Source organism: Thiomonas islandica (assembly GCF_055383445.1).
Map to the genome: position 1 here is coordinate 2,044,703 of NZ_AP042391.1, position 23,646 is coordinate 2,068,348.

Consider the following 23,646-nt stretch of genomic DNA (forward strand, 5'->3'; position numbering starts at 1 on the left):
AGCGGGCGATGCGAAGCTGGCAGACATCCGCGCTGCTGCCGCTGGCGGCGCTGGTCGCAGGCCCCGCCTATGCGACCGAATACCTCACGGTCGAGCAGGCACAAAAGGCGATCTTCCCCGAGGCCGAGCGCTTTGTCAGCGCACCGTTGCAGCTCACGCCGCAGCAAAAGGCGGCGATCGAGGATCGATCCGGCCTGAAACAGCGCTGGGACCGGCAGGAGGTCTGGCGCGCGGAAAAGGGCGGCAGGCTGCTCGGCTGGTTCATCGTCGACGACGTGGTCGGCAAACATGAGTTCATCCACTACGCGGTGGGCCTGCTGCCCGAGGGCAAGGTGCGCGGGGTCGAGGTGCTGATTTTTCGCGAAACCTATGGCGACCAGATCACCCGCCCGGGGTGGCGCCAGACGCTGGTGGGCAAGACGCTGGCTGACCCGTTCAAACTCGACAAGGACGTGCCCAACATCAGTGGCGCGACGCTGTCCTGCCGCAATGTGATGAATGGGGTCAAGCGGCTGCTAGTGCTGCAGCAGATCGCGCTGCAGGCGGGGAAATGAGCGACGTTCTGCGCACCGTGGTCCGCATGCAGCCCCTGCTCGGCACCTGGGTGGAAATCCGCGCCGCGGGCCGCGCAGCAAGGGTGGAACGCGCGGTGCGCGCGGCGTTCCTGCATGTGGCGCGGGTGCAGCAGCGCATGAGTTTTCACGCACCGGACAGCGCGCTGTCGCGCATTAACCGGGATGCGCATCGCCAGCCGCAGCCGGTCGATGTCTGGACCTGGGACGTGCTGCGCAAGGCGCTCGCTCTGTCGCGGGCCAGCGCGGGGTGCTTCGACATCACGGTTGCGGGCCAGTTGGTGGCGCGCGGCCTGTTGCCGGATCACGGTTTTGCCACACTGGATGCACCGCCGGGCGCGGATGCGGTGGCGCTGCTGCCCGGGCGGCGGGTGGCGCTGCGCCGCCCGGTGCTGCTCACGCTCGACGGCATTGCCAAGGGCTATGCGGTCGATTGCGCGATCCGCTGCCTGCAGCGCGCTGGGGTGGCACAGGCGGTGGTCAACGCCGGGGGTGATCTGCGGGTGTACGGGCCGCAGGCGCTGCCGCTGGCGATCCGCATTGCGGACGGTGTGATTCACGCCGCGGGCCGGTTGCGCAATGCTGCCGTGGCCAGCTCGGCGCTGGGTCTGGACGCGGCCGACCGCGAGCGCTTTCCGGGCTGCGTGCTGCATCCCGCAGGACGCGCGGATGCGGTTGCCACCCCGCAGGTCTGGAGCGTGCGTGCGGCGCAGTGCTGGCGTGCCGATGCGCTGACCAAGGTCGCGGCGCTGGCCGACGCCGCGCGTCGCCATGCGCTGCTAGCGCGCCTAGGCGGGGCCATCGTGCACGCCGCGCCGGAGGGCGTCGCATGAAAACCTATCCGCGCGGCTTCGTGCCGCTGCTGCACGCCGTGCTGTTGGCGCTGCTCTCCAGCGGGCTGCTGCTGGCTCCCGGCGCGCTGCACATGCGGCTGGAGTGGGAGCTGCCGTGGCTCCTGCCCAGCGGGGCGCGGGTGTGGGTGGCTGCGCTGCATGCGCTGAGCTTTTTCCTCATGCTCGGACTGGTCGGCGCGCTATGGACGGTGCATGTGCGCGCGGGCTGGGTGCGGCGCGAAAACCTGATCAGCGGCGCGTTGCTGCTACTCGCGTTCGGCCTGCTGGGCGCCACTGGCTTAGCGCTGTATTACGCCGGCGGCGAGCGGCTTGCTGCGTGGAGCGCGGTGGTGCATCTGTTGGTGGGCGGCGCGTTACCGGTGCTGTATGTCGCGCACCGGGCTGGCGCGCGTGCCGCTGCAGCGCGTGCCTGGCCGCTGCGCAGCCGCCGTGTTCAGACCGCCTGCGCCAGTACTGCGCGTACTGCGCCGTCGGCGTCGCACACGGTCTCCACACGGCCGTAGGCCGGATGCTTGTCGAGCAGTTGCACCATCGCGGGGCCCTGGCCAAGGCCGACTTCCAAGCCTAGCCAGCCGCCGGGCCGCAGCAGCGGCGGCGCTTCGCGGATCAGGCGCATCAGGATGCGCACACCGAACGGCCCGCCGTCGAACGCCAGATGCGGCTCGTGGCCGACGATCTCGCGCGGCATGCTGTCCATTCTGACGGTCGAAATGTAGGGCGGTAGCGACACCAGCAGATTGACCTTGCGGGAAAATGCGGGGCCGAAGGGGGCGAGCAGATCGCCGGCATGCAGGGTCACGCGCTGCTCCAGTCCGAGCTGGTGGGCGTTCTCGCGCGCCAGGGCGATGGCCGCCGCCGAGATGTCGGCACCATGCACCTGCGCCTGCGGCACCGCATGCGCCAGCGCCAGTGCCAGATTGCCCGAGCCGCAGCAGACGTCGATCACCACCGGCGGCGTGGCCGTCGCACCCGCCGCCATCGCGCGCAGCTTTTGTGCGGCTGCCGTGCCGAGCAGCTCGCTCTCCGCTCGCGGAATCAGCGCGTCGGGGCGGGCCAGCAATTCCAGCCCCATGAAACGCTGCCTGCCGGTGAGGTAGGCAATCGGCTCGCCGGCGATGCGCCGGGCGATCAGGCTGTCGAGGGTATCGCGCTGCGCGGCGCAGAGCGGCTGCAGCGGAGTGTCCATCGCGGCATGGAGCGACAGCGCGGTTCCCGCGGCTAGTAGCCACAGCGCACGCAGCGCGGAGTAGGGGGTTTCTTCCGGCTTGTCCGGCAGGGGGGCGAGCGCGGCGCTCAGCCGGTGCAGCCGCCGGATAAAGTCGGCCTGACCCTCGGGGCCGAGCGCTTGCAGTTCGGATGCGGGGATGGGGTGCATGGTGCGAGGCATCAGTGGGTGGGGTGCGCGTGCGGCTGCAGCGCCGCGTCGATCCGCGCGGGCTCTGCGTGCAGGTAGCGGGTGGTGCGGCGTTTGGTGTCGATGTCGGCCAGTACCGCCGCGGCCTGCGCCGGGGAACAGCCAAGTGCCGTGGCGAGTTCCTCGGCGCTGCAGCCGTGGTTGCGCGCCCACAGCGCCAGATCCATCTGCGCCCAGGGCAAGGCAAAGTAGAACTCGTCCTGCCCTTGCGGCAGGCTGAAGGTGTCGGTCGTGGGCGCGGCGTTGCACACCGCCTCGGGCAGACCGAGACACCGCGCCAAGGCGTAAACCTGAGTTTTGTACAGGTGCGCGATCGGTTTGATGTCGGCCGAGCCGTCACCGTTCTTGACAAAGAATCCCAGGTCGTATTCCAGACGGTTGGGAGTGCCGATCACGGCATGGTTCAGGCGGTCGGCATGAAAATACTCTAGGGTCTTGCGCAGGCGCTGCTTGTGGTTGGTGGCAGCGACGATCTGCAGGTATTCGCGCAGCGGCAGACGCACGTCATGCATTTGGCCGTTGGGAGACCGGGCGATGAGGCGGAAATGGTTGATGCCACCGGTCAGTCCGCCCGAGATCGCGAGCTTGATTTTCCACCGCGGGGTGTAGTCGGGCAGTACCGCGCGCACCGCGTCATCGCGCCACCGGTAGCAGCCAATGGCCTCTAGCGCCGGGGTGATGTCTTCGACCGCATGCGCGATGCCCAGCTGGCGTGCCACCTCGGCTCCGAGGCTAATGCTGCTGCCGGAAGAATCGCGCTCGGGCATGAGCAGCGCGAACACCCGCTGCGGGCCGAGCGCGCGCACCGCCAGCGCAGCACACACCGCACTATCCACCCCACCCGACAGGCCAACGACCACGCCGCGCTTGTTGAAGCTGCGCAGGGTGCGGACCAGGAATGCGCCGATGCGCGCGGTTTCCGCCTCGCAGTCGATCGCAAGCACGTCTGTCTGCAGCATGGGTCTGGTCATCTCGTCTCAGCCCGCCAGCTTGCGCTGCACATAGGCGGCAATTGCGGCGACGCTGTCGAGGTTCTCGGGCACCATCTCGCTGTCGGCAACCTGGATGCCCCAGGTTTCCTCGAGGAAGAGGATGAGTTCGAGCACGCCCGTGGAGTCGAGGATGTGCAGGTCGAGCAGCGAGTCGGTGTCACTGTAGGCGAGGTCGCGCGCGCCCAGCAGAAAGTTGCTGTCGATGTACTGGCGGATTCGTTGCTGATGGTCGAGCATGGTGGGGAGCAGAACGTGCGGGGAAGGAGTGGGCGTTTGCGCGCAAGCAAACTCAGTGCAGCCCGGTTTTCTTGATCTTTCCGGTTTCGGTGCGGGGCAGGGCGGGGACGAATTCGACAAACTTCGGCGCCATGAAGTTTTCGATGTGCGCTAGGCAATGCTTGATGACCTCGCGCTCGGTCAGATTGTGGCCGGGCCTGCACACCACGAAAGCCTTGACCGCTTGACCCAGCAGCGGGTCGTCCACGCCGACTACAGCGGCCTCGAGTACGCCGTCGAGCGCGTAGAGCACGTTTTCGACCTCGCGTGGACTGACCTTTTCACCGCGGCTCTTGATGATGTCGTCTCGCCGCGCGACGAAATACAGCCAGCCCTCGTCATCGGTGCGGAACAGATCGCCCGAGTACAGTACCAGCTCGCCGGGGATCGGTCCGGGGCGCAGGCGCTGCGCGGTCTGCTCGGGCTTGCGCCAATAGCCGCGCATCACATGGTTGCCGCGGATGACCAGCTCGCCGGTCGAGCCGTTGGGCAGGCGTCGTCCGGCGTCGTCGACCAACCAGACCTCCTCGTTGGGCATGCCGCGCCCTACGCTGTCCGGGCGGATGTCGAGCTGCTCGGGCGGCAGGTAGCTCACGCGCTTGCATTCGGTCAAGCCATACATGGAGTAAAGCTGCGCCTGCGGGAACATTGCGCGAATCTGCGCGATCAGCGCGCGCGGCAGCGCCGCGGCGGTGTTGGTGACCAGCCGCAGCGCTGACAGGTCGAAGGTGTGCAAGGTGTCGAGCTGGGTCAGCAGGGTGAACATGGTCGGCACCCCCGGAAACACCGTGGCTCGCTCGCGCGCCACGTTCTCCAGCACCTTGACCGGGAAGGTGAACGAGCGCTCGAGCAGCACGGTGGCACCCAGGCTGAAAGCCATCAGCACCTGGTACAGCCCGTAGTCGAACGCCAGAGGCAGTGCGCAGCAGAGGATGTCGTTCTGCCGCAGCCCCAGATACTCCCGCACCGAGCGCAGCGCGGTGAGCATGTTCAGGTGGGTGAGCATCACGCCCTTGGACTGCCCGGTAGAACCCGAGGTGTAGATGATGGCGGCCAAGTCCTGATCGATCAGATCGGGGTGCGTCGCGGAGCACGCTGCGCCGGGCAGGGGCGGCGGGAAGGGGCATTCGCGCGGATCGGGCGTGCCGTTGTCGGGCTTGCCCTGCGCATAGGCGGTGAGCATGAAGCACTGGCGCACGCTGCGGTTCTGTGCCAGTGCCGCGCGGCTGACCTCGGCCAGTTCCTGTTGGGTCAGCAGCGCGCAGGCTTCGGCATCGTTGAGGATGTAGGCCAGCTTGTCGGCCTTGGTCAGGGTGTTGATCGGCATGAACACCGCGCCCACCTTGAGCACGGCGTAGATGGCCGCGACCATTTCCACGCAGTTGTCCAGAAACAGCGCCACCCGCTCGCCGCGCTGTACGCCACTGGCCCGCAACGCGGCGGCGATGCCCTCCACCAGACCCGCCATCTCGGCATAGGTGGTGGACACTCCTTCGCGCACGACGGCGCGGTGCCCGGCGTGGCGCGGGGCCGTAAATTCGAAGGTGTGGTGCAACAGCATGTGGATTGGCACTGGCGCGAGAGGTACGAGCATACGGTTGCAGCCCCGTGGTTTGGCACCCCGCATTTGCGATGGTGCGTGCAAGCCAGACTCATGTCGCATCCAGAGCAGCGGCCGTCGCACTGCGCCTGTCCGGCACGTGCGCGACATCTGGGCAGGCTATTCTTCACACTTTGTTTCGAGGTGTGCGCATGCGACTGGGCCTCTACATCATCGGTGACGAGATTCTGTCGGGCAAGCGGCAGGACAAGCACTTTTCCCATGTGCTCGAACTGCTCAGGGCCCGGCGGATGCGGCTGGACTGGGTGCAATATCTCGGTGACGACCCCGATCTGCTCGCCGCCGCATTTCAGGCCAGCTATGCCCGCGGCGACGTGGCGCTAAGCTGCGGTGGCATTGGCGCCACGCCCGACGATCACACCCGCCAGAGCGCCGCGCGTGCGCTGGGGCTGCCGCTGCAACTGCATCCGCAAGCCAAGGCGTTGATCCAGCAGCGGATCGCCGAAGCGCAGCTGGGCGATCCGGACTCTCCGGTCAACCTGCAGCGGCTGCAGATGGGCATGTTTCCGCAGGGCAGCGACATCATTCCCAATCCCTACAACCGGATTCCCGGGTTCTCGATCCGGCAGCACTACTTCGTTCCCGGTTTCCCGGTCATGGCCTGGCCGATGCTGGAATGGGTGCTCGACGGGCCGCTGGCCGCGCTGCACGGGCAGGGCCACCAGGTTGAGCGCGCGGTCATCGTGCGCAACGCAATGGAATCCGACCTGACCCCGCTGATGGAAGATGTCGAGCGGCGCTTTGCCGGTGTCAAAGTGTTCAGCCTACCCAGCGTGGATCATCCGGTATGGGGCCGGCACATCGAACTCGGGGTCAAGGGCGACCCTTCCAGCGTGGAGCAGGCATTTGCCTACTTGCGCGCGCATTTGCCCGTCGGCATCTGGGAGGATGCACCAAAATAAGGAAAAACGCACCAAAACAAGGCTTGATGGATGAATGCACTCATTCGGTGCATCGAAAACCTGCCGCACAGGTGCCGACACTCGCGCGATCGGGCTTGCGCGCAGGCGAAGTGGGCATCAGTCCCCGGCACGGTTTCTGCTAGATTGCTGCCGCTGCGCGGTGCAGGCACGAGCCGAATTCTGGCGCGACTTCCGATGCGACCAGGAATACGCAAACTCATTTCAACCTGACAGGAGATTTTCATGAGCAAGACAGTGGCCGATGTGATGGGCATGGTCAAGGAGCACGATGTCAAATTCGTCGACTTTCGCTTTACCGATACCCGAGGCAAGGAGCAGCACGTCACCGTGCCTGTATCGGCGTTCAACGAAAGCAAGTTCAGCGATGGCCATGCCTTCGACGGCTCATCGATCGCCGGCTGGAAGGGCATCGAAGCCTCGGACATGCTGCTCATGCCCGATCCGAACACCGCCAATATCGACCCGTTCATGGAGGAGACTACGCTGCTGCTGAGCTGCGACGTGCTCGAGCCAGGTGATGGCAAGCCCTACGACCGCGACCCGCGCTCGATCGCCAAGAAAGCAGAGGCGTATCTGAAGGCGTCCGGCATTGGCGATACCGCCTATTTCGGCCCGGAACCCGAGTTTTTCATCTTCGACCAGGTGCGCTGGAATGTCGACATGTCCGGTTGCTTCGTCAAGGTTGATTCCAACGAGGCGGCCTGGGCCACTGGTGAGGAGCGCGAAGGCGGCAACCTGGGCCACCGCCCGGCCGTCAAGGGCGGCTACTTCCCGGTACCCCCTGTGGATAGCCTGCAGGACATCCGCTCGGAAGCGTGCCTGATCCTGGAGCAGATGGGCGTGCCGGTCGAGGTGCATCACCATGAGGTGGCCAACGCCGGGCAATGCGAGATCGGCACCAAGTTTTCCACCCTGGTGCAGCGCGCCGACTGGACGCAAATCCTCAAATACGTGGTGCACAACGTCGCGCATGCCTACGGCAAGACCGCGACCTTCATGCCCAAGCCCATCGTTGGCGACAACGGCAGCGGCATGCACGTGCACCAGTCGGTGTGGAAAGACGGCAAGAATCTGTTTGCCGGAAACGGCTACGCCGGGCTGTCGGACTTCGCGCTCTACTATATCGGCGGCATCATCAAGCATGCGCGCGCGCTCAACGCCATCACCAATCCCGGCACCAACAGCTACAAGCGGCTGGTGCCGGGCTTCGAGGCGCCGGTGATGCTGGCGTATTCCGCGCGCAACCGCTCGGCCTCGATCCGCGTGCCGTTCGTGCAGAGCGACAAGGCCCGCCGCATCGAGGTGCGCTTCCCCGACCCGACTGCCAACCCCTACCTGGCTTTTGCCGCGATGCTGATGGCCGGTCTCGACGGCGTGGAGAACAAAATCCACCCGGGCGAAGCAGCGAGCAAAAATCTCTACGACCTGCCGCCGGAAGAAGAGGCGAAAATCCCGACCGTCTGCTCGAGCCTGGACCAGGCGCTGGAGCATCTCGACAAGGACCGCGCCTTCCTGACCAAGGGCGGGGTGTTCAGTGACGACTTCATCGACGCCTACATCGCGCTGAAGATGGAGGAGGTCACGCGCTTTCGCATGACCACACATCCGGTCGAGTTCGATATGTACTACTCGCTGTAACTCTGCCGCGGTGCACAGGCGGCCTGCGGGCCGCTTTTGTTTTGGTTTTGCCACGCGGCTGTCGGCTTTTCGTGTGGCTGGCGCGTTGCCAGACTTACACTGCTCCCCCAACCCTTCGCCGCACCATCATGAGCCCGAACTTCCGATCCATCTCCTGCCAGTTCGCGCGCGCGTTGCTGGCGACTCTGGCCGCAGTCAGTGTCGCGCAGGCGCAGACCGATCCGCAGCGGGTCTATCGTTGTCCGGACAATTCGTATACCAACGATCTGTCGGAGGTCAGGGCCAAGAACTGCAAGCTGATCGACAACGCCAATGTGAGCATCCTCTCCAGCCCGGGGATGCCGCCCAAGGTCATCGGCAGCGGCAAGGACGGGGCGCAAAAAGCCAGCCCGAGCGAGAATCAGGCCGCGCGCGTGGCCCCCTCCACGCAGAAGGAGCGAGACGCCGAAGCCCGCCGCATCCTCGAACAGGAACTGCTGCAGCAGCAAGCGCGGCTGGAGCAACTGCTCAAGGAATACAACAACGGTCATCCGGACTACCTGCCCAGCGAGCGCATTGTCGGCGGCGGGGTCAAAGGCGGGGAATATGCGCAACGCGTCGCAGGGATGAAGGAGCAGATCGCACTGACGCAGGCAAATATCGCCGCGCTGCAGCGCGAGCTGCAGAAATATTCCCAGTGAGCACGGCTTCTACCGGCGCGCGGCCCTGGACTGCCGCCATGTGGCAAGACGCGATGGATTTTCCTGGGCTGGAGTGGCTGGCCTCGATGGCGGCGCTGGTCGATGCGCAAGGGGCAATCCGCTACGCCAATCCGGCGCTGGAAAACGGTCTGGGCATTTCGCGACGCCAGTTGCAATCGCAGGACCTCGGGCAGTGGATGGATTGCGCCGCACTGTGGCGCGAGTCGCTCGCGCAGGTGTGCAGCAATGCGTTCAGCAGCAAGCGTTTCGACTGCCAGTTCCGCCTGCGCGATTTGCGCGAGGCGGCGCAGGTCATCATCGCACGGACTGACCACCCGGACGATCTGCTGCTGGTCGAAGTGCTGCAGCTCAGCCAGCAGACGCGGCAGGAGCGCGAGGAGCAGTGGCACAACCAGGCATTGGCCAACAAAGAGCTCATACGCAACCTGGCGCACGAGATCAAGAACCCGCTGGGCGGCATCCGCGGCGCAGCGCAACTGCTGCATGCCGAACTGCGCTTTCCTGAGCTGCAGGAGTACACCCAAGTGATCATTGCCGAGGCCGACCGGCTGCAGACCCTGGTGGACCGGCTTCTGGCACCGCACCGCAAGCCGCATGTCGTGGACGACCTGAACATCCACGAGGTGTGCGAGCGTGTGCGCATGCTGCTGCTGGCAGAGTTCCCGCAGGGACTGACCATCGAGCAGGACTATGACACCAGCCTACCCGAGTTCCGCGGGGATCGGGAACAGCTGATCCAGGCGGTGCTCAACATCGCGCGCAACGCGGCGCAGGCGCTGCAGCATCGCATCGCAGCGGGCGACGCCAAAATCGTGCTGCGCACCCGCGTGGCGCGGCAGATCACTGTGGCCCGCCAGCGTTACAGACTGGCACTGGTCTTGCATGTCGTGGATAACGGCCCGGGCATTCCGGCGGAACTGAAGGAGCGCATATTCTTCCCGCTGATCTCGGGCCGCGAGGGTGGAAGCGGTCTGGGTCTTACCCTGGCACAGACCGTCGTCCAGCAACATCAGGGAACCATCGAATGCGACAGCCAGCCGGGCCATACCGAATTCCGCATCACCATTCCGTTGCCCTGACCGGGTGTCGGCGCAGGGGGAGGGCGCGATGAAGCCGATCTGGGTGGTCGATGACGATGCCTCGATCCGCTTCGTACTAGAGAAGGCGCTGCACAAGGCGGGTCTGGAGGTGCGCAGTTTTTCAAACCCGCGCGATGTGCTGGACGCGTTCGAAGACGCCTGCCCGCAGGTGCTGATCAGCGACATCCGCATGCCCGGCGGCAATGGCCTCGATCTGCTGCAGCAAATCCGCCGGTCGCATCCCGGTCTGCCGGTCATCATCATGACCGCGTATTCCGATCTCGACAGCGCGGTGGCCGCGCTGCAGGGTGGGGCGTTCGATTACCTGAGTAAGCCGTTCGATGTGGACAAGGCGGTCGAGCTGATCCAGCGTGCGGTCGATGAAAGCCTGCGCGATGAGCAGGCCGAAGAGTCGCAGCACGACGCCCCCGAGCTGCTCGGCCAGGCGCCGGCGATGCAGGAGGTGTTTCGTGCCATCGGGCGGCTGGCGCATTCCCATGTCACCGTGCTGATCACCGGCGAATCCGGCACGGGCAAGGAACTGGTCGCGCGGGCGCTGCACCGGCACAGCCCGCGCGCAGGCGGCCCGTTCGTCGCCATCAATACCGCCGCCATCCCAAGGGACTTGCTGGAGAGCGAGCTGTTCGGCCACGAGCGCGGCGCGTTCACCGGCGCGCAGACCTTGCGACGCGGCCGCTTCGAGCAGGCCGAAGGCGGCACGCTATTTCTCGATGAAATCGGCGACATGCCGCTGGAACTGCAGACCCGGTTACTGCGCGTGCTGTCCGACGGGCATTACTACCGTGTCGGCGGGCATAACGCGATCAAGGCGCATGTGCGGGTGATCGCGGCAACGCACCAGAATTTGGAGCAGCAGGTCGCGCAGGGCAGGTTCCGCGAGGACTTGTTTCACCGTCTCAATGTCATCCGCTTGCGCCTGCCGCCGCTGCGCGAGCGCCGCGAGGACATCGCGCCGCTGACCCGGCATTTCCTGCAGCGCAGCGCGCAGGAACTCGGGGTGGAGCCCAAGCGCATCTCGTCTGAGGCGCTGCAGGTGTTGCAGCAATTCCCCTTCCCCGGCAATGTGCGTCAGCTCGAGAACCTGTGCCAATGGCTCACGGTCATGGCCCCGGCGCAGGTGATTCAGGTCAAGGATTTACCGGAGGATGTCCGTCCGGGGGCGGTACAGCAGGGCGACGGCACCGGCCTAGCGGCGGTTGCCCCGCATGCTGCCACACCGGACACGGCTGATCGCGCTGCGGTCGTATCCTCGCTGCCCGCGCCTTTGGCCCAGTCCGAAACCGATTGGGAAACCCGCGTGGAGCAGGTCGCGCTGAGCCTGATGCGTGGTGGCACGCCGGACGTGATGCACCATCTCACCCAGCGCTTCGAGCGCGCGGTGATCTCCGCCGCGCTGGCGCAAACCCACGGACGCCGCATCGAGGCGGCGCAGAAGCTTGGCATCGGGCGCAACACCATCACCCGCAAAATCCAGGAACTGGGCTTGGACGATTGATCACAGAGCCAGTTCAGCGATGACTGGCGCGTGGTCGCTGGGCCGCTCGTTCTTGCGCGGCGCCTTGTCGATACTGCACGACTGCAGCGCAGGACGCAGCGCGGCACTCACCAGGATGTGGTCGATGCGCAGCCCCTGGTTCTTGCGGAACGCGAGGTTGCGGTAATCCCACCAGGTCCAGCTCTTGGGCGGCTGCTCGAAGGCGCGGAAGGCGTCGACCAGCCCCAGGTCGAGCAGTTGCTGGAAGTGCGCGCGTTCCTGCGGGGTGCAATGGATTTGCCCGGCCCAGGCCACTGGGTCGTACACGTCGCGGTCTTCCGGGGCGATGTTGAAGTCGCCGAGCAGCACCAGTTTCGGCGTGCACTGCAGCTCGGCCGCCACCCAGTTGCGCAGTGCGTCCATCCACTGCAGCTTGTAGGCGAACTTGTCGCTGTCGGGCGCCTGGCCGTTGGGAAAGTAGGCGTCGATCAGCCGCACTCCGCTCACCGTGGCTGCGATCACCCGCGCCTGCGCATCATCCAGACCCGGAATGTTGCGCTGCACTGCCTCCAGCGGCATGCGACTGAGCAAGGCCACGCCGTTGTAGGTGGGCTGGCCGAAGCAGGCGCACTGGTAGCCGGCGGCAGCAAACGCTTCCTGCGGGAATCTGTCGTCAGTCAGCTTGGTTTCCTGCAGCGCGAGCACATCGGGTTGCTGCGCCTGCAGCCAGTCGAGCACCTGCGGCAGGCGCACGGCAAGCGAATTGACATTCCAGGTGGCGATTTTCATAGGGATGCGTGCAGCGGCAGCGGCGGGTGGCGCCGCAGTCTACGCCACGGCTTCGAGTGCGGGGTAGTCGGTGTAGCCGTGCTCGCCGCCGCCGTAGAACGTGGTCGGGTCGGGCTTGTTCAGCGCCGCACCCACGCGGAAGCGCTCGACCAGATCGGGGTTGGCGATGAACGGCCGGCCGAATGCCACCGCGTCGGCCAGGCCCGACTCGATGCGCGCTGCCGCCGATTCGGCGGTGTAATTGCCGCAGACGATCATGCGGCCGGGGAACGCCGCGCGCAGCTGGCGACGGAAGTCATCGGACAGCGCCGGGCCGCCGGCCCAGTCTGGTTCGGCGATGTGGATGTAGGCCACGCCGCGTTTGGCCAGTTCTGCTGCCAGATAGAGGTGGATCGCCTCGGTCTGCGCATCCTGGATGTCGTGCCGGTTGAAATGCGGCGACAGGCGGATGCCCACCCGCTGCGCCCCAGCCACCGCGATGATGGCATCCAGCGCCTCGAGCACGATGCGCGCGCGGTTTTCCAGGCTGCCGCCGTACTGGTCAGTGCGATGGTTGGTGTTGGTCGAGAGGAACTGCTGCAGCAAATAGCCATTGGCGCTGTGCAGCTCGAGCATGTCGAACCCGGCGGTCAGCGCATTTTTCGCCGCGCGGGCGTAATCGGCAATGATGCCGGGGATTTCGCTAGTGTCCAGCGCGCGGGGCATGTCGCAGGGCACGCGCTTGGGGCCTTCGGGCAGCACGACGAACGATTCGCCGGTTTCGCTGCGGATCGCGCTGGGTGCCACCGGCGGCTGCCCGCCTTCTTGCAGCAGGTGGTGCGAAATCCGCCCGACATGCCATAGCTGCATCGCCATGCGCCCGCCCGCGGCATGTACCGCGTCGGTCACCAGCTTCCAGCCTTTGACCTGTGCGTCGGTGTAAATCCCCGGCGTGAAGGCATAGCCCTGGCCTTGGCGGGAAATCTGCGTGGCTTCGCTGATGATCAGCCCGGCGCTGGCGCGTTGCGCGTAGTAGCGCGCGTTCATTTCGTTCGGGATGTCGCCGGGCTGACTGGCGCGCGAGCGGGTCAGCGGCGCCATGATGATGCGGTTGGGTAGTTCCAGCGCGCCGAGTTGCAGGGGTTTGAACAGTGTGGTTGTGGTCATCGAAAAACTCCAGGTTTGTGCAATGCAATACCTATCCTATGACCGGAACGCGGTTTTTTGCTCGGCCCGATTACTGCGCAGCCGGGGCGGTTGTGCTATGTCGCGCAGAGGTTGCGCTCCGCCCTCTGGCCTCCCTCACGGGGTGAGGGAGGAATGGCGCCCGAGCGCTTGCGGGGAACGAATACGGTTTGAGCGAATATTTCGATATCAAAAACAAAAACGTTTCGTTTGTTGAATGTTTGCAGCGTGATTACGGTTCGTGCACCGGCTTTTCAATCCGCAGCATGTTATGTCCGCGCTGTTCAGCCTCCTCGACCGTCTGTTTTCCAACAGCAAGCCTTTGCACGACCCCCTTACGCCGCCTGCGGGGAATACCGAAGTCAAGACCACGACGTGCTATATGTGCGCCTGCCGCTGCGGCATCCGGGTGCATCTGCGCGATGGCGAGGTGCGGTTCATCGAAGGCAATCCAGAGCATCCGCTCAACCAGGGCGTGCTGTGTGCCAAGGGATCGGCCGGCATCATGAAGCAGGTGTCCCCGGCGCGGCTGACCCAGCCGCTGCGGCGCAAGCCGGGCGCCGAGCGCGGGGCAGGCGAGTTCGAGCCGATTTCGTGGGATGAGGCACTGCAGTTGCTCGAAGACCGGCTGCGCCACCTGCGCGCCACCGACCCCAGGCAGTTTGCGCTGTTCACAGGGCGCGACCAGATGCAGGCACTCACCGGGCTGTTTGCCCGCGAGTTCGGCACGCCCAACTACGCTGCGCACGGCGGCTTCTGCTCGGTGAACATGGCCGCCGGCATGATCTACACCTTCGGCGGCAGTTTCTGGGAATTCGGCGGGCCGGATCTGGAGCGGGCAAAGTTGTTCGTGATGCTCGGCACCGCCGAAGACCATCACAGCAACCCGATGAAAATCGCGCTGTCGAAGTTCAAGCGGACTGGTGGGCGGTTCATCTCGATCAATCCCATTCGCACCGGCTATTCGGCCATTGCCGACGAGTGGATCCCCATCCGCCCCAGCACCGACGGCGCGCTGCTGCTGGCCTTGGTGCACGAACTGCTGCGTACTGGCCGTATCGATACCGCGTTCACCGCCGAGTGCACCAACGGCGCGCAGCTGGTGCGGGTGCAGCCGGGCCATGCCGAGGACGGGCTGTTCGTTCCCGCCTCCGGCGCTGACGGCAACGACACCGATCCGGCGCTGCACCGCCTATGGTGGGATGTGGTCACGCAGCGCGCGGTGCCCGCGTGGAGCGAAGGCGCGCAGCCCGCGCTGAACGGCCACTACCGCCTTCCCGACGGCACTCCGGTAGCCCCCGCGCTGCAATTGCTGCGCGAGCAGGTGGCCCACTGCACCCCGCAGTGGGCGCAGGACATCACCGGTATTCCCGCCGAGCGCATCCGCCGACTGGCGCAGGAGATGGCCCAGGCCGCGCTCGACCAGAGTGAAGACCTGCCGATCGCTTGGACCGACTGGCATGGCCGCCCCCAAGCCACGCTGCAGACCCGGCCGCTGGCGTTTCACGCCATGCGCGGGCTGGCGGCGCATTCCAACGGCTTTCAGACCATCCGCGCGCTGTCCATCCTGATGAGCCTGCTGGGCACCATCGACGCGCCCGGCGGCTTTCGCCACAAAGCGCCATACCCCAAGGACGTGCCGCCCGAGGTGCGCAACCCGAGCGGCCCGCAGGACGTGCAGCCCGACACCCCGCTCAATGGCGCGCCGCTGGGCTGGCCAACCTCGCCCGACGACCTGGCACTGATGGATGACGGCAGCCCGCTGCGCATCGACAAGGCGTTTTCTTGGGAACACCCGCTGGCGGTGCACGGGCTGATGCACAACGTCATCACCAACGCCTGGCGCGGCGATCCGTACCCAATCGACACCCTGCTGATTTTCATGTCCAACATGGCGTGGAACTCGGCGATGAACACCGTGGACGTGCGGCAGATTCTGCGCGACAAACGCGAGGACGGCAGCTACCGCATTCCCTTCCTGGTGGTGTGCGATGCGTTTCACAGCGAGATGACCGCATTCGCCGACCTGCTGCTGCCCGACACCAGCTACCTGGAGCGGCATGACGCGATGTCGCTGCTGGACCGCCCGATTTCCGAATTCGATGGCCCGATGGATTCGGTGCGCGTACCGGTGCTGCCGCCGTTGGCGCAGACCCGGCCGTTCCAGGAGGTGCTGGTCGAACTGGCGTCGCGGCTCGCGCTTCCCGCCTTCGTCCTCCCCACCGGCAGCCGCAGGTTCAAGGACTATCCTGATTTCATCGTCCGCTATGAAACCGCACCCGACTCGGGCATCGGCTTTTTGTCGGGCTGGCGCGGGGCGGACGGCAGCAAATCCCTCAAGGGCGAGCCCAACCCCAGACAGTGGGAGATGTACGCGCAGCACAACTGCGTACATCACCACCCGTTGCCCGAATCGCAGCGCTACCGGCGCAACTGGAACCGCGACTATCTGGACTTTGCCCAGAGCATGGGCTGGCGCCGGCGCAACACCCCGATCATCATTGCGCTGTACAGCGATGTGCTGCAGCAGTTTCGCCTTGCCGCCTTGGGGCAGCGCCCGGGGCGGCAGCCGCCAGAACATCTACGTGCGCGCGTGGCGCACCACTTCGATCCGTTGCCGTTCTGGGAGCCGCCGCTGGAACACGCCGCCACCGATCTAGCGCGCTATCCCCTGGCCGCGGTCACCCAGCGGCCCATGGCCATGTACCACGCCTGGGACTCGCAGAACGCCTGGCTGCGGCAGATCCACGGCCACAACAGGCTGTATGTCAACCCGGCGCTGGCGCAGCAGCACGGCATCGCCGACGGCGACTGGCTGTGGATCGAGTCCAGCTGGGGCCGGGTACGTGCGCGCTGCCAGTACAGCGAGGCGGTCGAGCCGGGCACGGTCTGGACCTGGAATGCCGTGGGCAAGGCCAGCGGTTTCTGGGGCCTGCACCCGCGCGCCGAGGAATCGCAGACCGGCTTTTTGCTCAACCACCTGATCCGCGAGGAGCTACCGGCGCAAGCGCTCGGGCTGGGGCAGGGCGTCATTTCCAACAGCGATCCGATCACTGGCCAGGCTGGGTGGTACGACCTGCGGGTGCGCATCACGCCGGCCGACGCGCCGCTGCAAGACGGCCAGACCCTTCCTGAAGCGGCGCAAAGCTGGCCGCAGTTCGACCCACCGCAGGCGCTGCCGCATCCACGCGTTCCCGGGCACCAGACCCGCGTGCTGCGCTACTTCGCCGGGCGCGGCAGGCACAAAGGAGTCCAGCCATGACCCAGCTCGCCCTGGTCATCGATCTGAATGTCTGCGTGGGCTGCCATGCCTGCGTCACCTCGTGCAAGCAGTGGAACACCTCCGGTTCCGCCGGCCACCTGAGCGACCACGAGCCCTACGGTGAAAACCCGCTCGGGGTGTTTTTCAACCGGGTGCAGACCTATGAGGTCATGCAGTTCCCGCAGACGCAGACCGTGCATTTCCCCAAGAGCTGCCTGCACTGCGAGGAGCCGCCTTGCGTGCCGGTGTGCCCCACCGGGGCGTCATACAAACGCCAGGAAGACGGCATCGTGCTGGTCGATAGCGACAAGTGCATCGGCTGCAAATACTGCTCCTGGGCCTGCCCGTATGGCGCGCGCGAGTACGACGACGACCGCGGGGTGATGACCAAGTGCACCCTGTGCGTTGACCGCATCTACGATGAAACCATCCCGCCTGCGCAGCGCCGCCCGGCCTGCGTCAACGCCTGCCCGACCAACGCCCGCTTGTTCGGCGATGTGCACGACCCCGAATCCGAGGTGTCGCTCGCCATCCGCGAACGTGGCGGCTACGCGCTGATGCCCGAACTGGGCACCCGGCCCGCCAATCACTACCTGCCGCGCAGACTGCCGCAGGAGACAAAGGCGGCCGATGACCAGACGCAGCGCACGCAGCAGCGGCCCGCATCCGCCCGGCAGACCCAGGTGCCGACGCCGCGCGCCGAAGCGGTGGAAATGCAGTCGCGCAGCTTGTTTGCCCGGCTGTTCGGCGCGGTGTTCGATCCCGTCCGCGCGGCGGTCGCAGGCAGGGAGTGAACCATGCGTCCGGCATTTTCCGTGCTGTTGCTGACCACCCTGGTGGGCTGTGCGCAGGGCCTGGCGGTGGCCGTGGCGCTACCCGCGCTGTGGGGCGTGGCAGATCCCGCGTCGTGGCTGGCGCTGTGGCACATCAGCCTGTGGGTGATCCTGGGGCTGGGCATGGTCGGGCTGGCTGCGTCCTTCGCCCATCTCGGCCGCCCAGAACGCGCGTGGCGTGCCGCGGCAATGTGGCGCACCTCGTGGCTGTCGCGCGAGGTCATCGCGCTGCCTGTCTTCCTCGGTACGGCTGCGCTGGGCCTGCTGGCGCTGCAGGAATTGCGGCACTGGCCCGCCGTTCTGGCTGCGCTGCTGGTCGCAGCGGCGCTGACGCTGTGGGCGTGCACCGCAATGATCTATGCCGGGGTGCGTTTCCTGCGGGAATGGGCCACGCCGCTGACCGTGGTGAATTTCGCGCTGATGGGCATGGCCAGCGGCGGACTGCTCGCCGCGGCGCTGGCGCTGTGGTGGAAGGCAGCGGTTGCGTTGCAGTACGGACACGCCGTCGCGGCGTTGCTGGCGCTGGCGCTGCTTGGACGGCTGGCGGCGCTGCTGCGACTGCGGGGCCTGACCCCGGCAGGGTCGATGCAGACCGCCATCGGTGTGAAGAGTTCCTCGATTCGCCAGACCTCCAAGGGCTTTACGGCGCGCGCGTTCAACACCCGGGAGTTTTTTCATGGGCGCAGCGCGGCTTGGGTGACCGGGGTGCGCTGGAGCTTCGTCCTGCTGGGTTTCGTGCTGCCGCTGCTGCTGGTGCTGGGCACGCCGCCCGCGCTGCGCAGTGTGGGCTGGCCGCTGGCGCTGGCGAGCAATCTGGTGGGGATGCTTGCCGAGCGCTGGGACTTCTTCGCCCAAGTCCGGCATCCGCAGAACCGCTACTACCAGGCGGCGTTGTGACCATTTGAAACCGTGGGGAACGCCGGCGCGCGGCGCGCCTCCACCCGAATTTTCGGCGGAGCCTGGCGATGCGTTGGGACGTGATGGTGTGGTCAGTTTTGTTGACTTATAGCGGGACAGGGCTGGCGCAGGCGGCCGTGGCGCCGAACCAGCTGCCGCCGATCTGCCGCTCGGCGCCCGAAAGCACCGCCTGCGCGGCGCAGACCCGCCACGCGCTCAACGCTCGGATGAACCGGCTCTACCGGCTGGAACTGCAAAAGGTCATGGGCACCTACGCCGAGCGACGGCTGGACCATGCGCAAAATCTGTGGCGGCGCTGGGCGAATGCGGACTGCTTGTTCCGCAACGGCCCGGCCGATCGGGGCGGGCCGCAGTGGCAGGCTCGGCAGGATGTCTGCCTGTCTGACAAAATTCGCAGACGCATCGCCCAGCTCGATGCCGATCTGCACTGCACCGGCTCGCAGTGCCCGCCCAGATAGCGCCTGACACAAGGCGCGCCGATTCAAGGAGACCCGCCATGCAAACCCCTGCTTCTCACTCGGACGTGCTGCTGCGCGAGACCGACCCGCGCGGCGTAGTCTGGCTCACGCTCAACCGCCCGCAGGCCTTCAACGCCCTGTCCGAGGCGCTACTCGACGCGCTGCAGCAGCAGATCGACGCGCTGATGCACGACGATGCGGCGCGCGTGCTCATCGTGCGCGGCGCGGGCCAGGCATTCTGCGCCGGGCACGACCTGAAGGAAATGCGCGCCCATCCCTCCCACGCCTATTACGCGGAGCTGTTTGCCCGTTGTGGCCGGGTGATGACCGGGCTGATGCGCCTGCCGCAACCGGTGATCGCGCAGGTGCACGGCATTGCTACTGCCGCCGGTTGCCAGCTGGTGGCCAGCTGCGATCTGGCGGTGGCCAGTGCCGATGCGCGTTTTGCGGTCTCCGGCGTGAACTATGGGCTGTTCTGCTCGACGCCGGGCGTGGCGCTGTCGCGCAACCTGCTGCGCAAGCAGGCGATGGAAATGCTGCTGACCGGAGAATTCATCGACGCCGCCACCGCGCAGCAGCGCGGTCTGGTCAACCGCGTGGCCGCGCCGGACGCGCTGCAGGCCGAGGTCGAACGCCTGGTCGCCAGCATCCTGGAGAAACCAGCGGCTGCGCTGCGTATGGGCAAGGCGCTGTTCTACCGCCAGCTGGAAGCTGGCATCGACGCCGCCTACCAAATGGCCACGCAGACCATGACCTGCAATATGCTTGATGAGTGCGCGTTGGAGGGGGTGCAGGCGTTCATCGATAAGCGCCAGCCCACGTGGCGCAGGCCAATCAACCAGCCGGCGGAGACAGCCGCGCCAGGGCAATGACGATGAGCGAAAGGTTGTCGCCCCGCCCGCCGGCGCGGTTGCGGGCCCTGTCGATCAGGTACTGACAGCATTCGCGCGGCTGCAGCTTGGCGGTGGCGATTTCCAGATCCTGGTCGGTGAAGTAGTGCCAGACCCCGTCGCTGCAGAGCATCAGCACGTCGCCGGGCATCAGCTGCAGTTCCTCGACCGGCTTGACCGGCAGCTCCGACATGCCCAGGCTGCAGGTCAGCACATTGCTCATCGGATGACTGCGTGCCATGGTTTCGGTGATCCCGCCCTTGTCCACCAAGGTTTGCACATACGAATCGTCGCGAGTGCGCAGCAGCAGGCGGCCGTCGCGGAAGACATATAGCCGGCTGTCGCCCACGTGCACCCAGTAGCAGCGACCCTCGTCGGCCTGGAACAACGCGCACACGATCGTGGAATGCGGCTCCTGCTCGGTGGACAGCGCGGTCAGGCGGATCATGCTGTGGCTTTCCTGCACGATCTGCTGCAGCAGCGCGTGCGGGTCGTCGCTATCTGGGTGGTAGCGCTCGAATAGTTGCTGTGCGGTGAGCATCACCTGATCGGCCGCTTTGCGTCCGCCGCTCTTGCCGCCCATGCCGTCGGCCAGGACCGCCAGCATGCAGCCGGCCACGCGGGGATGCGCAATCACCCGCAACTGGTCCTGCTGGTAGGGCCGATCACCCTTGTGCAGACCGCTTGCCGCCTGCAGCCGCCAGCGCGTTCCGGCCTGGTGCTGCACCGGCCTGGGCAGCGGCGGCAGCCGCGACGGCGGGTAGTGGTCGGTCGGGTCCATAGAATCGGCAGCAGTTTGGCTGTGGAGCGAGCAAGAGGCGTGGATGAACAGACTGATACGAGCAGCGGATTCTAGGTGGCGCGCAGGCCGGCGCCGTGGCGTGCAGCCGCATGGGTGCTGAACCCGTCGAGGTGCCGGCCTGCGACACCGCGCTGGTCGAGCATTGCGACGCGCTGTTTTCTCCGGGCAGCCCGCTGCAGGCCGAGCTGCCGCAGTGGTCGGTGCGCGAAGGTCAGCGTACGCTGGCGCGGGCGGTGGCAGGCGCGATCAGCGACCGTGCCATCCTGCTGGCCGAGGCCGGCACCGGCACTGGCAAAACCTTGGCCTATCTGGTTCCTGCGCTGCTGCATGGCGGGCGGGTCATCGTTTCCACCGCGACGCGCAATCTGCAGGATCAACTCGACCGCAAAGACCTGCCGGCAGCGCGCCGGGCGCTGGGCGCGGCGGTGAGCAGCTGCGTGCTCAAGGGCCGCGCCAACTATGTCTGTCTGTACCGCCTGCAACGCGCCGCGCAGTGGGTCCATGGCCGCGCCGAGTATGCGCAGCTGCGCCGCATTCAGCAGTTTGCCCGCGCCGATGCGCGCGGCGACCTGTCGGCACTGCCCGGTCTGGAGGAGAACTCTGCGCTGATCCATCTCGTGACCTCGACCGCCGAAAACTGCCTGGGCGCAGACTGCCCCGACCACAAGGCCTGTTTCGTGATGAAGGCGCGGCGCGAGGCCATGGCCGCTGACTTGGTCATCATCAACCACCATCTGTTTTTCGCCGATCTGGCGCTGCGCGGCGAGGGCGTGGCCGAACTGCTGCCGACCGCGGACACGCTGATCCTGGACGAGGCGCATCAGCTTGCCGAGATCGGCGTGCAGTTTCTCGGCACACGCTGCGGCACCGCGCAGGTGGTCGACCTCGGACGCGATGTGCTGGCCAGCGGATTGCAGCATGCCAAGGGTCTGACCGACTGGCAGACCCTGGCCGACGCGCTCGAGCGTGCGGCGCGCGATCTGCGGCTGGTGGCGCCTCAGGCGCCGGGCCGCCTGAGCTGGCAACAGGTCCGCGATCTGCCGGGATGGGATATGGCGCTGCACGATCTGCAGGCGCTGCTGGCCCACACCGCTGCGGTGCTGTCGGCGCATACCGAGTCGGCACCGGAGTTCGAGCGTCTGGCGCAGCGCTGTACTGCGCTGCAGCAGGCGTTTGTCAACTGGCAGGGCGAAGCGGCGCAGAGTGCACCGGGCGCCACACCCCAGGTCCGCTGGGCCGATGTCGGCACTGCGCATCTGCGGCTGCAATCGGCGCCGCTGTCGATCGCGCCGGCGTTTGCCGCGCTGCTGGCGCAGCGCAGCCAGGCCTGGATTTTCACTTCAGCCACGCTGAGTCTCGGCGGCGATTTTCGCCATGCCCGCAGCGCATTGGGCCTGACCGCCGAGCATGGCGGCTGCGCACCGGTGGAGCAGGGCATCGCACCGCGCTGCCGCGAACTGCGCGTGGCCAGTCCGTTCGACTACGCGGCGCAGGCCCGGCTGTTCGTGCCGCAGGATTTGCCGCTGCCGGGGAAGCCGGGGCATTCCGCTGCGGTCGGAGCGCTGGCGGCCCGGCTCGCTGCCGACAATGCCGGCGGTACCCTGGTGCTGACCACTACGCTGCGCGCGGCACGGGTGATTGCGCAAACCCTGCGCCAGATGCTGCCGGGGCGAACCGTGCTCGAGCAATTCGACGAGTCCAAGGCCACCTTGCTCGCACGGTTCGCCGGCACTGCACAGGCCATCCTGGTGGGCAGTCAGAGCTTTTGGGAAGGCGTGGACCTGCCGGGAGAGCGGCTGACCCTGGTGATCATCGACAAGCTGCCGTTCGCTCCGCCGGACGACCCGCTGACCGCCGCGCGGCTCAAGCAAATCGAGGCGCAGGGGCGCAGCGGCTTTGCCGAACACAGCCTGCCGCAGGCGGCGCTGTCACTGCAGCAGGGAGCCGGACGGCTGATCCGCACCGAAACCGATCGCGGGGTGCTGGTGGTGTGCGACCGCCGTCTGACCGCAACCGGCTGGGGGCGGCAACTGCTGGCTGGCCTGCCGCCCTTTGGCCGGGTCAGCCGCGTTGAGCAGGCGCTGGACTTCCTGCGACAGACAGATTGAGGCTTACCACAGCTTCCAGAACGCATCGTCCCGACGGGGCAGACCCTGGGTGAGGTAGATGCTGTCGGGATAGTTCAGCTTGAGCACGCGCTCGGCATCGTCGCGCAGCTGGGTCAGGCCCAGCTTGCCGTAGGCATGCACAAGCACCGCCAGGGCGAGCTGGTTGGACGGTGCATCCTGATAGTTCTCGATCGCCCGCTGCGCGCGGTCTGCCGCGGCCACATAGGCGCCGCGACGGTAATAAAACAGCGCCACATGGGTCTCGTACTCGGCCAGCGAGTTGACGATGTAGCGCATGCGCTGCAGGGCGTCGGGCGTGTACTTGCTCTGCGGAAAGCGGGTGACCAATTCCTTGAACGCCTCGAACGACTGCTTGGCCGCGGCCTGATCGCGCTCGTAGAGCTTCTGATCGGACAGGAAGGAGAACCAGCCCTGATCGGTGTTGAAGTTGATCAGCCCCTTCAGATACAGCACATAATCGGTGTAAGGGTTGTTGGGGTAGAGCTTGAGAAAGCGGTCGACCGCCGCCAGCGCCTCGGCGCGCTCGCCCTGCTTGTAGTGGCCGTAGGCGATTTCAATTAGCGCCTGCTGCGCCAGCAGGCCGTAGGGGTAGCGCGATTCGAGCTTTTCGTACAGCTTTACCGCCTTGTCGATGTTGCCGCTGTTCATCTCGTCCTTGGCCTCTGCATACAATTTGGAGGCCGACCATCCCAGGGTCTGATCTTTTTCCGGTGTGGACGCGCAGCCTGTCAGGCCCAGGAACAGCGCCGCAGCGGCGACGCCCAGAAGTCGCCGCGTCCACGGGCGGTACAACGCAACACGCATAGCAATCACCTAGGGTGGTGTAAAGCCTGCGG

Annotated in this window: 22 protein-coding genes; 14 read left to right on the forward strand and 8 right to left on the reverse strand. The window is 66.4% G+C overall.

The features are described from left to right. Positions 1-8 precede the first annotated feature (8 nt). From ACZ47F_RS10090 to ACZ47F_RS10100, 3 genes are read left to right on the forward strand one after another with little or no spacing between them, the layout of a single operon-like run. On the forward strand, positions 9-554 hold the full coding sequence (locus ACZ47F_RS10090; RefSeq protein WP_464924585.1) for an FMN-binding protein: 546 nt from the start codon (positions 9-11) through the stop codon (positions 552-554). Next, entirely contained in the window at positions 551-1,405 is an 855-nt protein-coding gene (locus tag ACZ47F_RS10095; RefSeq protein ID WP_464924586.1) for an FAD:protein FMN transferase, read from the forward strand. The genes ACZ47F_RS10090 and ACZ47F_RS10095 overlap by 4 nt, the downstream gene beginning before the upstream one ends. Beyond that, the gene (locus tag ACZ47F_RS10100) at positions 1,402-1,929 is read left to right on the forward strand and encodes a hypothetical protein (protein WP_464924587.1); all 528 of its coding nucleotides are present in this window, start codon (positions 1,402-1,404) and stop codon (positions 1,927-1,929) included. The genes ACZ47F_RS10095 and ACZ47F_RS10100 overlap by 4 nt, the downstream gene beginning before the upstream one ends. Here the strand turns inward: ACZ47F_RS10100 and prmC are convergent. From prmC to ACZ47F_RS10120, 4 genes are read right to left on the reverse strand one after another with little or no spacing between them, the layout of a single operon-like run. After that, on the reverse strand, positions 1,860-2,801 hold the full coding sequence (gene prmC, locus ACZ47F_RS10105; protein WP_464924588.1) for a peptide chain release factor N(5)-glutamine methyltransferase: 942 nt from the start codon (positions 2,799-2,801) through the stop codon (positions 1,860-1,862). The two genes, ACZ47F_RS10100 and prmC, sit on opposite strands and share 70 nt — an antisense overlap. 11 nt (positions 2,802-2,812) lie before the next feature. After that, positions 2,813-3,799: an NAD(+) synthase gene (gene nadE / locus ACZ47F_RS10110; protein WP_464924589.1), complete on the reverse strand. Its 987-nt coding sequence runs from the start codon at positions 3,797-3,799 to the stop codon at positions 2,813-2,815. Positions 3,800-3,817: 18 nt separating this feature from the next. Beyond that, on the reverse strand, positions 3,818-4,069 hold the full coding sequence (locus ACZ47F_RS10115; RefSeq protein ID WP_464924590.1) for an acyl carrier protein: 252 nt from the start codon (positions 4,067-4,069) through the stop codon (positions 3,818-3,820). 52 nt (positions 4,070-4,121) lie between these two features. Beyond that, positions 4,122-5,702 (reverse strand): class I adenylate-forming enzyme family protein, encoded by a 1,581-nt coding sequence (locus ACZ47F_RS10120; protein WP_464924591.1) that lies wholly within the window; start codon positions 5,700-5,702, stop codon positions 4,122-4,124. A 158-nt stretch (positions 5,703-5,860) separates the two neighbouring features. Between ACZ47F_RS10120 and ACZ47F_RS10125 the strand changes: the two genes are divergently transcribed. The 5 genes from ACZ47F_RS10125 (at position 5,861) to ntrC (ending at position 11,586) form a co-directional block, all read left to right on the forward strand. Further along, on the forward strand, positions 5,861-6,631 hold the full coding sequence (locus tag ACZ47F_RS10125; protein WP_464924592.1) for a competence/damage-inducible protein A: 771 nt from the start codon (positions 5,861-5,863) through the stop codon (positions 6,629-6,631). Between the two features lie 243 nt (positions 6,632-6,874). Beyond that, positions 6,875-8,290: a type I glutamate--ammonia ligase gene (gene glnA / locus ACZ47F_RS10130; RefSeq protein ID WP_464924593.1), complete on the forward strand. Its 1,416-nt coding sequence runs from the start codon at positions 6,875-6,877 to the stop codon at positions 8,288-8,290. Positions 8,291-8,418: 128 nt separating this feature from the next. After that, positions 8,419-8,970 carry a hypothetical protein gene (locus ACZ47F_RS10135; protein ID WP_464924594.1) on the forward strand — a complete coding sequence of 184 codons (552 nt, stop codon included), beginning with the start codon at positions 8,419-8,421 and terminating at the stop codon, positions 8,968-8,970. 38 nt (positions 8,971-9,008) lie between these two features. Then, the gene (gene glnL, locus ACZ47F_RS10140; protein ID WP_464924595.1) at positions 9,009-10,070 is read left to right on the forward strand and encodes a nitrogen regulation protein NR(II); all 1,062 of its coding nucleotides are present in this window, start codon (positions 9,009-9,011) and stop codon (positions 10,068-10,070) included. A gap of 28 nt (positions 10,071-10,098) precedes the next feature. After that, positions 10,099-11,586: a nitrogen regulation protein NR(I) gene (gene ntrC / locus ACZ47F_RS10145; protein WP_464924596.1), complete on the forward strand. Its 1,488-nt coding sequence runs from the start codon at positions 10,099-10,101 to the stop codon at positions 11,584-11,586. Here the strand turns inward: ntrC and ACZ47F_RS10150 are convergent, their stop codons facing one another. Together ACZ47F_RS10150 and ACZ47F_RS10155 are read right to left on the reverse strand one after the other, a co-directional pair. Further along, complete coding sequence (locus ACZ47F_RS10150; RefSeq protein WP_464924597.1) at positions 11,587-12,354, reverse strand: exodeoxyribonuclease III; 768 nt, start codon at positions 12,352-12,354, stop codon at positions 11,587-11,589. It lies immediately after the preceding gene. A 39-nt stretch (positions 12,355-12,393) separates the two neighbouring features. Continuing rightward, positions 12,394-13,500, reverse strand: a complete 1,107-nt coding sequence (locus ACZ47F_RS10155) for an alkene reductase (protein WP_464924598.1) — start codon at positions 13,498-13,500, stop codon at positions 12,394-12,396. A gap of 289 nt (positions 13,501-13,789) precedes the next feature. Between ACZ47F_RS10155 and ACZ47F_RS10160 the strand changes: the two genes are divergently transcribed. From ACZ47F_RS10160 to ACZ47F_RS10180, 5 genes are all read left to right on the forward strand, one after another. Next, a complete protein-coding gene (locus tag ACZ47F_RS10160; protein ID WP_464924599.1) occupies positions 13,790-16,780 on the forward strand; it encodes a molybdopterin oxidoreductase family protein in 2,991 nt (996 codons plus the stop codon). Next, the gene (locus ACZ47F_RS10165; protein WP_464924600.1) at positions 16,777-17,574 is read left to right on the forward strand and encodes a 4Fe-4S dicluster domain-containing protein; all 798 of its coding nucleotides are present in this window, start codon (positions 16,777-16,779) and stop codon (positions 17,572-17,574) included. Before ACZ47F_RS10160 ends, ACZ47F_RS10165 begins: the two co-directional genes overlap by 4 nt. Positions 17,575-17,577: 3 nt before the next feature. Then, positions 17,578-18,510, forward strand: coding sequence for a dimethyl sulfoxide reductase anchor subunit family protein (locus ACZ47F_RS10170; RefSeq protein WP_464924601.1), 933 nt, complete (start codon positions 17,578-17,580; stop codon positions 18,508-18,510). 68 nt (positions 18,511-18,578) lie between these two features. After that, entirely contained in the window at positions 18,579-18,989 is a 411-nt protein-coding gene (locus tag ACZ47F_RS10175; protein WP_464924602.1) for a lysozyme inhibitor LprI family protein, read from the forward strand. A 38-nt stretch (positions 18,990-19,027) separates the two neighbouring features. Next, positions 19,028-19,861 carry an enoyl-CoA hydratase gene (locus ACZ47F_RS10180; protein ID WP_464924603.1) on the forward strand — a complete coding sequence of 278 codons (834 nt, stop codon included), beginning with the start codon at positions 19,028-19,030 and terminating at the stop codon, positions 19,859-19,861. On the opposite strand, the gene ACZ47F_RS10185 is transcribed toward ACZ47F_RS10180, so the two are convergent. After that, positions 19,824-20,660 carry a PP2C family protein-serine/threonine phosphatase gene (locus ACZ47F_RS10185; protein WP_464924604.1) on the reverse strand — a complete coding sequence of 279 codons (837 nt, stop codon included), beginning with the start codon at positions 20,658-20,660 and terminating at the stop codon, positions 19,824-19,826. The genes ACZ47F_RS10180 and ACZ47F_RS10185 overlap by 38 nt on opposite strands. Positions 20,661-20,770: 110 nt before the next feature. Between ACZ47F_RS10185 and ACZ47F_RS10190 the strand changes: the two genes are divergently transcribed. Continuing rightward, complete coding sequence (locus ACZ47F_RS10190) at positions 20,771-22,789, forward strand: ATP-dependent DNA helicase (protein WP_464924605.1); 2,019 nt, start codon at positions 20,771-20,773, stop codon at positions 22,787-22,789. A 3-nt stretch (positions 22,790-22,792) separates the two neighbouring features. Here ACZ47F_RS10190 and ACZ47F_RS10195 read toward each other — a convergent pair whose 3' ends face one another. Beyond that, positions 22,793-23,614: an outer membrane protein assembly factor BamD gene (locus tag ACZ47F_RS10195; RefSeq protein ID WP_464924606.1), complete on the reverse strand. Its 822-nt coding sequence runs from the start codon at positions 23,612-23,614 to the stop codon at positions 22,793-22,795. Positions 23,615-23,646: the final 32 nt, after the last annotated feature.